Source organism: Paenibacillus sp. UASWS1643 (assembly GCF_008693195.1).
GTDB classification, from domain to species: domain Bacteria; phylum Bacillota; class Bacilli; order Paenibacillales; family Paenibacillaceae; genus Paenibacillus; species Paenibacillus amylolyticus_B.
The window spans coordinates 76,182-87,802 of sequence record NZ_VXKZ01000107.1; the positions used below are offsets into that span (position 1 = coordinate 76,182).

The 11,621-nt window shown below is 46.6% G+C and carries 11 protein-coding genes; 6 read left to right on the forward strand and 5 right to left on the reverse strand.

What is annotated here, in order from left to right; genetic code table 11:
• Window positions 1-290: 290 nt before the first annotated feature.
• Window positions 291-1,904, forward strand: coding sequence for a glycoside hydrolase family 28 protein (locus FE296_RS13740; RefSeq protein WP_150365283.1), 1,614 nt, complete (start codon window positions 291-293; stop codon window positions 1,902-1,904).
• 152 nt (window positions 1,905-2,056) lie between these two features.
• Here FE296_RS13740 and FE296_RS13745 read toward each other — a convergent pair whose 3' ends face one another.
• Window positions 2,057-2,908 (reverse strand): AraC family transcriptional regulator, encoded by an 852-nt coding sequence (locus tag FE296_RS13745; RefSeq protein WP_105601564.1) that lies wholly within the window; start codon window positions 2,906-2,908, stop codon window positions 2,057-2,059.
• A gap of 256 nt (window positions 2,909-3,164) precedes the next feature.
• Between FE296_RS13745 and FE296_RS13750 the strand changes: the two genes are divergently transcribed.
• Window positions 3,165-3,626 carry a cupin domain-containing protein gene (locus tag FE296_RS13750; RefSeq protein ID WP_017691032.1) on the forward strand — a complete coding sequence of 154 codons (462 nt, stop codon included), beginning with the start codon at window positions 3,165-3,167 and terminating at the stop codon, window positions 3,624-3,626.
• 151 nt (window positions 3,627-3,777) lie between these two features.
• On the opposite strand, the gene FE296_RS13755 is transcribed toward FE296_RS13750, so the two are convergent.
• The 3 genes from FE296_RS13755 to FE296_RS13765 form a co-directional block, all read right to left on the reverse strand.
• Window positions 3,778-4,629: a DUF4179 domain-containing protein gene (locus FE296_RS13755; RefSeq protein WP_150365284.1), complete on the reverse strand. Its 852-nt coding sequence runs from the start codon at window positions 4,627-4,629 to the stop codon at window positions 3,778-3,780.
• Window positions 4,626-5,144 carry a sigma-70 family RNA polymerase sigma factor gene (locus FE296_RS13760; protein ID WP_124118027.1) on the reverse strand — a complete coding sequence of 173 codons (519 nt, stop codon included), beginning with the start codon at window positions 5,142-5,144 and terminating at the stop codon, window positions 4,626-4,628. The genes FE296_RS13755 and FE296_RS13760 overlap by 4 nt, the downstream gene beginning before the upstream one ends.
• Before the next feature lie 275 nt (window positions 5,145-5,419).
• Complete coding sequence (locus FE296_RS13765) at window positions 5,420-6,247, reverse strand: aldo/keto reductase (protein WP_124118025.1); 828 nt, start codon at window positions 6,245-6,247, stop codon at window positions 5,420-5,422.
• Window positions 6,248-6,582: 335 nt separating this feature from the next.
• On the opposite strand from FE296_RS13765, the gene FE296_RS13770 reads away from it, so the two are divergent.
• From FE296_RS13770 to FE296_RS13785, 4 genes are all read left to right on the forward strand, one after another.
• Window positions 6,583-7,839 carry a DUF445 domain-containing protein gene (locus FE296_RS13770; protein WP_124118023.1) on the forward strand — a complete coding sequence of 419 codons (1,257 nt, stop codon included), beginning with the start codon at window positions 6,583-6,585 and terminating at the stop codon, window positions 7,837-7,839.
• A 353-nt stretch (window positions 7,840-8,192) separates the two neighbouring features.
• The gene (locus FE296_RS13775; protein WP_124118021.1) at window positions 8,193-8,474 is read left to right on the forward strand and encodes a hypothetical protein; all 282 of its coding nucleotides are present in this window, start codon (window positions 8,193-8,195) and stop codon (window positions 8,472-8,474) included.
• Between the two features lie 15 nt (window positions 8,475-8,489).
• On the forward strand, window positions 8,490-9,830 hold the full coding sequence (locus FE296_RS13780; protein WP_223868876.1) for a Tle-like phospholipase domain-containing protein: 1,341 nt from the start codon (window positions 8,490-8,492) through the stop codon (window positions 9,828-9,830).
• Between the two features lie 52 nt (window positions 9,831-9,882).
• A complete protein-coding gene (locus FE296_RS13785; protein WP_017691024.1) occupies window positions 9,883-10,155 on the forward strand; it encodes a hypothetical protein in 273 nt (90 codons plus the stop codon).
• Window positions 10,156-10,403: 248 nt separating this feature from the next.
• Here FE296_RS13785 and FE296_RS13790 read toward each other — a convergent pair whose 3' ends face one another.
• A complete protein-coding gene (locus FE296_RS13790) occupies window positions 10,404-11,180 on the reverse strand; it encodes a YcnI family copper-binding membrane protein (protein ID WP_223868877.1) in 777 nt (258 codons plus the stop codon).
• Between the last annotated feature and the right edge of the window lie 441 nt (window positions 11,181-11,621).

Below are 11,621 nucleotides of genomic sequence, written 5' to 3' on the forward strand. Positions count from 1 at the left end.
GCCTTGTGACGAATCCTGACAGAAAAATGAATCTATTCTCCTAGTTGTTTTCCAACCTTTGGAATAGTTGTATAGAGTATACTGAAAGTGATGTTTGATTTATGACTCTGATTAACAAAACAAATAGCATCAAGTTCCACGTGTACATGGCAAGAAAGCTCGACCCTACACGTCATGCCATTGATATGATGGAGTGAGAGAGCGTCCGTTTGAACGTAAGTAAAGAAAGTAAAAGCGATGTATTGATCCCATAACAATTCCATTACATGTAGAGAGGATGATTCTGCACGATGAATACATATCACTCCCCAATGTCGACAGGAGCAGGTGCCCAGTCCGATGTTCGAGCTTATGAAGCCAATTTGCCTGTCATTCCTTCTCAAGATTTTCAGCTTACAGACTATGGAGCTGTTGGAGACGGCGTAACAGATAATACGGAGATGTTCCGACTTGCCATCGCTTCATGTGCTGAAGCAGGAGGTGGAAGAATCGTAATTCCTGCCGGGGTATGGCTCACAGGCCCGATTGTAATGCGCAGCCGTATCGAACTACATGTGGAAGCAGGGGCACTGGTTACGTTTAGCCGAGATTTTGATCAATACCCATTAATTGCATCAAGCTTCGAAGGCTGGCAGGTGGTACGCTGCCAATCCCCGATCGATGGAGATCAACTGGAGGATATTGCGATTACTGGTGAGGGGATATGGGATGGGGGCGGGGAGGCATGGCGTCCGGTAAAACGCTCCAAAATGACCACTTCACACTGGAACCAATTGGTCGCTTCCGGTGGTGTTGTAGAGCAATCCGGCGGAGATGAAGAAATCTGGTGGCCTACCACAGCTGCACTTGAGGGCGGCACTATTGCGAATCGATTGCATGAGGAGCAGGTACGTGATGTCGCTGCCTATGAAAAAGTCAGAGACTTTTTACGTCCCAACATGGTTAGTTTACGGAGATGCAAACGGGTACTGCTGGACGGTCCAACGTTCCAGAACTCGCCTGCATGGAATCTGCACCCCTGGGCATCTGAGCATGTCACCATTCGTAACGTGAGTGTGCGGAATCCGTGGTTTTCTCAGAATGGAGATGGGCTGGACGTTGAATCCTGTCGTCATGTGGTGGTGGAGAATAGTGTATTCGATGTCGGTGATGATGCGATCTGTCTGAAATCAGGCAAGGATGCCGAAGGCCGTGAACTGGGTCTGCCATCGGAGTACATCACCATTCGGGATTGCACGGTGTATCACGGTCATGGCGGGTTTGTAATTGGCAGTGAAATGTCCGGCGGTGTGAGGCATGTGCGTGTGTCGGATTGTACGTTTATCGGAACGGACATTGGACTTCGCTTCAAAAGCGCACGTGGGCGCGGCGGAGTGGTTGAGGACATTCAGATTGAGCGCATATATATGAAAGATATCATTATGGAAGCCATCTCGTTTTCCTTTTTCTATGCAAATCAGGAAGGGTCTGCCCGGGGCAGTGATCTGTCTCAGGAGATTAGCGAAGAGACGCCGGTGTTCCGGGATATTCGAATATCGGATGTGGTCTGTGCCGGTGCCGACACTGCGTTGCTTGTGAGTGGATTGCCGGAACTGCCTTTGGATGGGTTGATCATCCAGCGTTACAACGTGCAAGCTCGCAGTGGTATCCAATGTGCTCATGCAAAACATCTGCATATCGCTGAATTGCAGGCGCAGATCACTGAAGGTCCGCTGATTCATTTGCACCAGTGCAAAGGGGCGGAGCTAGAGAGCATTCAGGGAAAAGGTGCAGATGGCCGGCTTCTGATGGTGACTGGACACGAGTCCGCAGGCATTGTATGTCGTGAAGGCGATGCAGAAACTGAAGGTCGTCAGATCTCTGTGGGTCCTGAAGTACGAAGTGGCGTGATCATTCGCAGGTAAAAGGTATGTAGTAGGGTTTATACAAGTTGGTCCAATTCAGCCGTAGTGGCGTAGCATAGATCCAGTAATTGTGATGCCTTTTGATATAAAGAATACGTAATCTCTGGAGCAAGGCTACCCACTCGGCTTTTTGTATGAAGTTATCTGATGATCTACCGGTGTTCCTTGCGATAGCGCAGCGGTGTTGTACCGGTGACCTGTTTGAATGTTTTGTTAAAATGAGCAGTATGCTCAAATCCTACCTTCTCTGCGATCATCTGGACACGCTCTTGGGTGGACAGCAATCTTCGTTGTGCTTCCCGGACACGAACAACCCGTAAATATTCACTAAATCGAAACCCGGTAAATCGGCTGAACATTCGGCTCAGATAGGATGGGCTGATATAAAAACGATTTGCTGCACCCTCCAGCGTAAGTGGTTGGGTGTAGTTGCTGTTCACATATGTAACGATTTCACTGATTTTGTCCTGCATCGGATGCAAAGGACCGGGGCATGACTGCCGAATATCCTCCTCCACCCGATGAATACGGATCAAAAGTTGGGCTAGCAGACTTCTTACGGCGATCTCATAGTGAGGGCGCCGCTCTTTGCATTCTTGCAGCATCTGCCACAATATACGCTCCATCTCAGGCTGTTCCGCTTCAGGCAGGCGAAGAAGTCTTGAACAATTAAAAGGCAGCAGACCACATATGCCAAGCTCCATCCCCGTTGCAAAAGCAGGCGAAAAACCGATTAAAATCCGTTCGAAGCCAGGAATACTTCCTTTGGAGGTGCTATGTACATCGTTTGGGTTAATTAGAATAAAATCACCCTTGCGGGCAGACAGAATCTGACCATTCATGGAATAAACGCGTTCACCTTCAAGCAGGTAATACAGTTCGTAGAATGGATGAGCGTGAGGCTGAGGCATACCGTTCCCATCATGTCTGCGCATATGTTCAATGGTAAATGAATGTTCACCGATTCGATATTTGGGTCCAATCCGATCTTCTATGAGACTCATGGTACAGCTCCCCTCTGCTTCACGGATTAACAACGATATCCATATCATAACGGAAAATCCATCTTTTTGTAAACGCTATCATTGGAAATGAAATATTTCTTTAATCATATGTAAAATACCGTGAGACCGAATCTGGCATGGCCCATGGGAGCTGTCAAGGTGACAAAACTTGAATGATGTTTTAGAGTAGGGGGAGAGAGGCGAAACTCTGGTTAAGGAGTGTCTCCAATATGATGTAGAAGGAAGGAAATAGGTTATGACGACACATGAATTATCGCCATTGGTTGCTGCGCTCAATATGCAGCCTCACGTTGAAGGCGGTTGGTATAAGGAAGAATGGAAGGCTTCTTATCAGATTCCACAGTCGGTTCTGCCGGATACTTATTCCGGCCCAAGATTCTCGGCAAGTTCCACGTATTTCCTGCTGCACGCACATGAAATCTCCGAGTGGCATACAGTTCTGTCCGATGAACTTTGGCTGTGGCATAGTGGCAGTCCGGTTGAACTGAAGCTGGGCGGCAACGGAGAGAACCCGGAGAACGAGGAAGTTCTTGTTCTGGGTATGGATATTGCTGCAGGTCAATCACCACAGGTGCTCGTTCCAGCCGGCGTATGGCAGACAGCACGCCCGTTGGGTGATGAGCCTGTACTGGTCACTTGCGTAGTAGCGCCAGGTTTCCACTTTGATGATTTCAAGCTTGTATCCAAAAGCGAATAGGTTTTGATATGTGAAAATCCCGATTGGAGATGCTCAGGGCATCCGAATCGGGACTTTTTTTGGATTGAGCGTATTAAGTATGCTGAGGTCTAACCCAGTTCAGGGATGTAGGATTCCCTTTTGGATCAGCCTCACTTTTGGCGATGACGGATCACTTTGGATTTTCGTTACTCATCCAGCTGTCCATATAAAACTCCTCATGATACTCCGGTTGCTGAGCGAGTTCTTTGAGCTTCTGTTCAGCTTCTTCAGCGGTAGGATATTCTCCAATAACTGCTGTAAACTCACCAGTGGACGTTTTGAGAAAAGAGATGTCCTCATCCGGATAGGATTCTTTAATTATAACCATCGATTCTCCAAAAGGCATTGATTCTGTGCGAAGCGAGTATACCTTCCGAGGTGTGACCGGTTTGCGGTCGGAAGTCAGTTTCACTTCCAGGTATCCAGGGTTCTTGAATTCCGTTACGGCATACTGTACCCCTTCTTTTAAAACAACTACAAATCCGACGGAAGAGTCGTCTAAAATCATGGAACCATAAACATCTTTCACTAAAGGCTGGGACATGAAGTCGGCTTTGACTTTCTCTATATCCATGTAACGTGCACCGCTAAAAGTGAAGAGGATACGATTCGGTGCTTCTTTGTGTACCACATTATAATGGGGTGCATCATTGGCCTGATTCTGTTCGTCGGTACTAAAATTGATTTTAAGCGTATTTTCGGTTGCTTCCGATCCCACGGTTACTCCATCGGTAATCTTGCCGCCATCGCCGAATTGAAGTACCTGAACAATCGTTCCGACCACAGGTATTTTGACCATGGCGTTTGCGACAGTAGGAATGTTGACTATGAACAGAAAAGCAGCACATGCTGCCAGAATGGAAGCGTAGCGAATGATACGGGAGGAGCTTTTGCGAGCGGCAGCCTTTTGCTGGGCACGACGAATAACATCTGGAAGTTGAGCTGGAATTTCAATGTTTTCATAACGTTCTTTGCTAGTCATAGATCTCCGACCTCTCCTTCAATTAAATCCATTTTTAATTTGTTGATAATCCGATAGAATTTGGACTTCACGGTATTCTCCGACAGGGAGAGCACTTCAGCGATTTCTCGAAAACGCATATTACCAAAAAATTTTAATATAATATAGGCCCTATCTTCAGGCACGAGTCGATCCAGTGCATCATACAAATCCATTTTCTCTTCCACGGATGCCCCTCGCTCTGGAGCCACAAACTCCTGTACATGATCCTCCATATAGGTCACTCGTTGATTCCGTCGAATATGATCTATCGATGTGTTAATCACGATTCGTGACATCCAGGAATCGAAATAAGTCATGGATTCCATTTTTCCATAAGCGATGAACCCTTTATAGACCGCTTCGGATACGATATCCAGCGCTTCTTGTTCATTTTTAACATAGCAGTATGCCAGTCGATATAATTTATTTTGAATCTCTGTTATTTTTTCGCTGAACTGTTCTTCTTTTGTCTTTCTATGGTTCAGTCTAATCACTCCTGATCCCCCCTGATAAACCTAAAATATTCAAGTCACCGCTCGTTCCAGGCCTGGATTCTATACAAGTGCTTGAGTTCGCTTGACACTCGTTAGACTGATGAGGAGAAGAAATAGTTCTAAACGGTCAAAAAACTTTTTTTCTTTCGGCCCTGAATAGGATAACAAGCCTCGCCTCCATTCTTAACAACGAATAGATTGCCTATAACATCACATACCAAAACACCCGCTCTTCAAAGATCGAAGGCGGGTGTAATCGAATTCATCTGCTTATATTAGAAGTTAAAGTTGTCTGGATCAGAACCAAAGCGTTTATTCTCGTTCAGGCCGTTAATCTGCTCTACTTCTTCCGAAGTTAACTCAAAATCATAGAGATCGGCATTAGCGCGAATACGCTCAGGCGTGACGGATTTGGGTATAGTCACGATGCCGTTCTGCAGATCCCAGCGCAGAATCACTTGTGCGGGGGACTTGCTGTATTTGGCGGCGATGTCCTTCAGCAAAGGGTGATCCATCAGATGACCTTGTCCAAGCGGAGACCAGGCTTCGATCTGAATCTGATGTTTGTTGCAGTACTCACGAAGCTCAGACTGAATCAATAGTGGGTGAAGCTCCACCTGATTAACTGCTGGTTTGATCGTGGCATCGATCATGAGATCTTCCAAGTGATGAATCTGGAAATTGCTCACGCCAATTGCGCGGATGCGTCCTTCTTTATGGAGTTTCTCCAGCGCTCGCCATGTATCTTTGTACTTGCCCTTAACCGGCCAGTGGATGAGATAGAGATCCAGATACTCCAGTTCGAGTCGTTCCATGCTGGCTTCAAAGGCAGCTAGCGTGGATTCATATCCCTGATCGCTATTCCATACTTTAGTGGTAATGAACAGATCCTCACGAGCTACTCCAGATTCACGAATACCCTGAGCGACACCTGTTTCGTTGTTATACGCTTTGGCAGTGTCGATGCTGCGATAACCAGCTTGAATGGCCGTTTTGACAGCATGAACGACTTCATCTCCGTCTTTAACTTTGAATACCCCAAAACCCAGCCATGGCATTTTGACTCCGTTATAGAGCGTGGTTGTGTCCTGCACGTGTTTCATGGTCCGAAATTCCTCCTCTTATTGATTCATTGTTCCACTATGTAATTACCCTGCTGTTCAGCAGCCAATCGATATCGAAGGGCCGTCTTGAATGATTATACTAAAATCTGCCTGGTCTTGGAAAAGGGAGTGATCCATTTTACGAAGTAAACGCCCGCTATTATCCTTTTTCTTCAACCAGAGGTTTGGTTTTGACGCTTGTGGGTGATAAGATGAAGTATACGATATATGGAAGTCAAGACTTTGCTATTGGAGAGTTTACATAAGAACAGACGAAGTGCGGAATCGGGTACAGACCGGGCCGTGCGATTTAATGATAAAGGAGCAAGAATACAATGGCTAAACCTAAACAAACCAAAAAAGCAGCAGCCTGGTCTCTCGTGGTAATGGGAGCAGGATTTGCTGCATCCTTGCCGTTCCAGGGCGTTCCTGTGGGCAAGTTGCTGGTAGGATCATTTGAAGCGGGACTCGTGGGAGGACTTGCGGACTGGTTCGCAGTTACTGCATTATTCCGTCACCCGCTCGGCATTCCAATTCCGCATACGGCATTGCTGCCGAAAAATCGGGATAAAATGACGGAAGGTCTGGTCTCCGCAGTAGAGAATAACTTGCTCAACAAAGACAGCATTACCGAGAAAATTGCAGATTTCAAAGCAGCAGAGACAGTGCTCGATACGTTGACACGTGAGCTTCACAGTGACGGGATCAAGATCATGATTGATACGCTCTGCAAACGAATTCTGGCTGGTCTGCCGTTAGAGCAGATTGCTCCACTCGTAGCACATGAGATCAAGTCACAGGCAGGCGCCTTTGATCTGGGTCCGATTCTGGAACGGGCTGCCTACCAGATGACAGAACGGGGTTACGACGCCAAAGCGCTGGACTACGGATTAAAGCAAGCCGAGGAGTGGCTGGTTAAACCCGAGACGATCATGTTTTTGGGTGAAAGCGGCATGAAAGCCATCAGCGGCATTCAGATGAACGGATTGATGCAGTTTGCAATGAATGCGTTCCTTGGTTATATGAACGAGGAACGTTTGGGTGGCATTTTGCAAGGATATCTGTTTGAGCGGGTAGAGGATATGAAACGTGAAGGCAGCGCTCTAAGGTACAAGGTGCTTGATATGGTACGTACCCAGACGGTGCGTTTGGCAATGAGCGAGGCTATGCAAGATGGAATCAACAGTTGGAAGAACAATATGTTGGAGGGCTGGAACGCAGAGGAAACGGTGCTGAACAAACTCACCGAACTGAGAGACAAGGCGCTCGCCGCGATGGAAGATGGACAGTATGTAGATACGTATGCACTGCCAGCCATTGAGCGGGTATTGGTTGATCTGCGGGCAGATGACGAGTTGATGACAGGCATGAATGCCAAGATCGTAAATGGCGTCACAACACTGCTGGAGAAAAACCATTCCAAAATCGGTAAACTGGTACGCGAAAATGTGGACAAAATGGACAATGCCACTTTGGTTTCGATGATTGAGGATAAGGTTGGACAGGATCTGCAATGGATTCGGATCAACGGAGCCGTTACCGGATTTGTTATCGGGATTGCGCTGACTGCGCTGCAGATGGCATTGGCATAACAGTAAATCATGCAAAAGGAGGGCCGCTCTTTCGAGGAGTAGGCTCTTTTTGTCGTGGATGGGAAAATTATCATGTGCTTGATGCAAGAATTAGGAAAGTGGGTAATGTACACCAAAGTGTCCTATTTGAATCATATAGGAAGAAAGTTACATGAAAACGATCCTGTTAGCCGATATGGCTCATGTTGATTTTGTACTATGATGCAGGTAACAGATGAATAGGGTGTACTTCACATATAGTGAATGCCTCGATTCTACCAAGAGGGGGGATCCGTATTAAACGTGCAGGATGGTTGAAGGGTTTATTCACACTAATGATGGTGTTTACTATATTTCTGGGAGGTTGTCAGAACATGAATGCAAGTGAGAAGGAAGCTTTATACCAAGAAGCTGAATCAACCGTAATACAGCACTTCAAGCAGAAGTTTGAACTGGATGTTGTGATTACAAGCAAAGAGTTGTTACCGGAAATGGCAGTGTCCCAGATTGGGCTGAAAGGGCATGTGAAAGATCATGAAGATCAGAGCTTTGGCATTTCGTACGACTACAAAAAGAAGGTAACCAAGAACTTGGTCATTAGCCCTGAGATTGAGGAAGTGATGATGGCCAAGGGACATAATCCATACGACAAATAAAGGGAGGTGTAGTTATTGAGTAACGGGTCCAATATTGATGATGAAACGTATAAAACGATGTCTGATTTAGCCTACCAGGATCAAAAGGCTGGAGACAAATTAACGGAACTTCCCGGATGGGAGGTCCTTGAGGGGACGGAAAGCAATAAATTTTCCGGTTTTGATGCTGTAACATTTTATAATCCCGAGACCAAGGAAGCTGTCATTGCTTATCGTGGTACAGAAGGAAGTGCGTCCTTGGATCGCTCTGTACCTGACTTTGTCATGGATGGCCGCATTGGGGGCGGAGAATTGATTCGTAAGGGCCAGCAGGAGGCCGGGAATTTTGTCAATAATCTTACGCCGGATTGGCTCGACAAAGGGGTCGAAGGTGTCAAGGACTTCACGGGTATATCCAAAGTGGAGGATTGGGCTGGTGACAGGGTAAGAGACGTGGAGAACTGGACGGGTGATCGCGTAAAGGATATTGAAAAAACCGTTTCCCCTACAGGCTGGGCCAATCAGATGTATCAATCCGAAGACTACGCAAATCACATGCAGAACAAGCATAAGGATCTGAATTTCTCCATGACCGGGCATTCCTTGGGCGGGGGAAATGCACAATATGCATCTGCTTATACCGGAATTCCAGCCGTGACGTTTAGTGCACCATCTGTAATGGGTAATTTGACGCCAGAAATGCGGCGCCGGGCTGAAGCGGGTGCATTTGACGGGCAGGTTGTGAACTATGCGAATCCCAGTGATCTGGTAGCCAGCGGAACGCTGGGAGGATATGACCGGCATGTGGGATCGACCTTCTACATTAATTCCAATTATGAGGATGCAAATGATGGAGTGGGCATTATCGATAAAGCCAAGAACTCATTTGGCGGGGAAAACTATCACAGTCTGGATCAATATGATTTCAAAAATGGTTACATATCCAATGACCTGTACGATCCGATTACTGGAGAGAGAATCCGCTATTCACCGCGCCTTATGGATCACATGGGACCGTTCAGCAAGAACTTCGGTCCGTTACGTTCCAAGTCTGGCGGCGGAGGAGGTATGGCTTCGGCTGCTGCGGCTTCAGGTCTGATTCAGGTAACGCCGGAAGAACTGAAAAGTGTCGCTTCGCGGTGGAAGCAAAATGCACAACAATGCAATGCCGAGCTAAACCAGGTACGAAGCCGCATGGCTCAGTACCTGCATACAAGCCGCAGTCGCAGGCTGGAGCCGATTGTCACCCAACTGGACGCGTCGATTCAAGAACTTAGCACATGGCATATGAAACATACCAGCCAGTTCCTGAACTTTATTGATGAGAAAGCAGATGCCTTCCGGCAGGCGGACGAGAGTCCGGTTCATTTTAATTAGGAACCAGGTTGGTTAATGTCGATATCACGTACATGGGGGGAGGGGAACGCAAGTGGGTGGACAATTGCTGGTGGAATTGAATGATCTTCGAATTGCCGAAAAAGAACTTACACAGCTGCTTGCCCGTCTGCAAGCCGATGAACAGGAAGCGAGGGCGTTATACAGTCGCCTGAACGATTGGAAGGGGCAGTCTGCTGATCATACAAGGCAGCAGATTGAAGAGTTTTTTGCGGGCCTGTCCAGACGTATTCAATCCATCGAACAGCAGAAGAAAAGCTTGCTGCAATACATTGAGATCATGATCCAGACGGATCAGGAACGCTAAAGAGTGGTAAGGCTGATGCCATATTGCGGATGGCGACCAGCGTTAAGATGAGTATGACCGTGGAGAAATGCGCGTGATTGTATGTAATTGTGAGTATAAATAGCATGATTGAGAGTATAAACCACGGAGTAAAAAGTATGAATACCAGAAAAAAAGCCTATGGCTTATCGGGTTTGAACCCGTATGCCATAGGCTTTTTATGATCTGAATTTTTCTCAGGTTTTCGTAAATCTGTAAGTTATTAGTTCTTAACGTTTTTTGCGACGTGTAGCCAAAGCGATCCCCAAGAAGGACAGGATCAGGGCCAGAATGGATACGATCAATGTTGCTTGTTGAAGCTTCAGCGTCCCCGGATCTGTATCCGTGTTGTTGGGCTCACCTGTAACGGTGTCATTGAGTGCATCGCCCAGCGTGGTGTCATCGTTTGCTTTGCTATCGTCGGTAGCTGCATTATCCCCAGTGGCTGCTTCTGTACCTGCACTATCATGTCCATCGTCGGCATGACCCCCACCTGCCGCAGCATTACCAGCAGCAGCCGGATCTTCGCTAATCGTTGTGATACTGTGCGGGTTGGCATCACTTGGTTGGCCTGTCCATTCTACGATGCTACCATCACTGTAGTATTGGAAGGCATCCCAAGCTACTTCAGCTTCCGCCTTAGGGTTCTGTGCAACGAAGTTGAACTGCTGGAATTGTCCTGCCAGAATACCCTCGTTATCGCCGTCAATCTCCCAAGTAATTGATGTTACTTCATTGGAATCGTTCTTCTCTGTAGTGATTTTCCATCCTGCCAGTGGTTGATATTGCTTGAATGCAACACCTTCCGGAACTTTCATCGTGATTTTGGTTGTAGGCAGTTCTTTCTCGGATGGAATCTTAATCGTGTACGTCTGCCATGCGCTTGTCTGTGCAACGGATGGGCTAACGGTAACGTGAGCGCTCGCGAATCCGGCGAATAACATGAATGCTGCGGTACCTGTTGCGATAGTGGATGTTAGTTTGGAAATCCATGATGTTTTCTTCAAAATAAATAACCCCTCTCAGTTCTTATCATAAATGATTCGGCCCATTTTCTTAAATGATTGTCTACGTTCTGCAAAGGCCGTTTCGGTTACGAATTGTTCTTTCGATCGCCGTTATTCCCGGAATTTAATGATTCAAATATATAAATTGACCTAAAGATGGTTTACACATGCACTCCGATGACAGAATTACCTTCCAATCGCTGTTATCCCCAGATTTTTTGATTCCCTTTTCTCAAAGGGGAAAATCTGGTGATAAAGGCGAACGCTTCGCTTTTTCAGGTTTTTTCTGACCTCTCCGTTTCAGTGTAAATAATAGTTCAATTTATATAGTAATAAGTTGAAATCCGGGAATAAAGGCGAGTGCTTCGCTTCTCCAGAATGAATTTCGTATCCTTCACTACATTTGCAGTTCGTAGAAACACTGATTTTAGAATGGGTCAC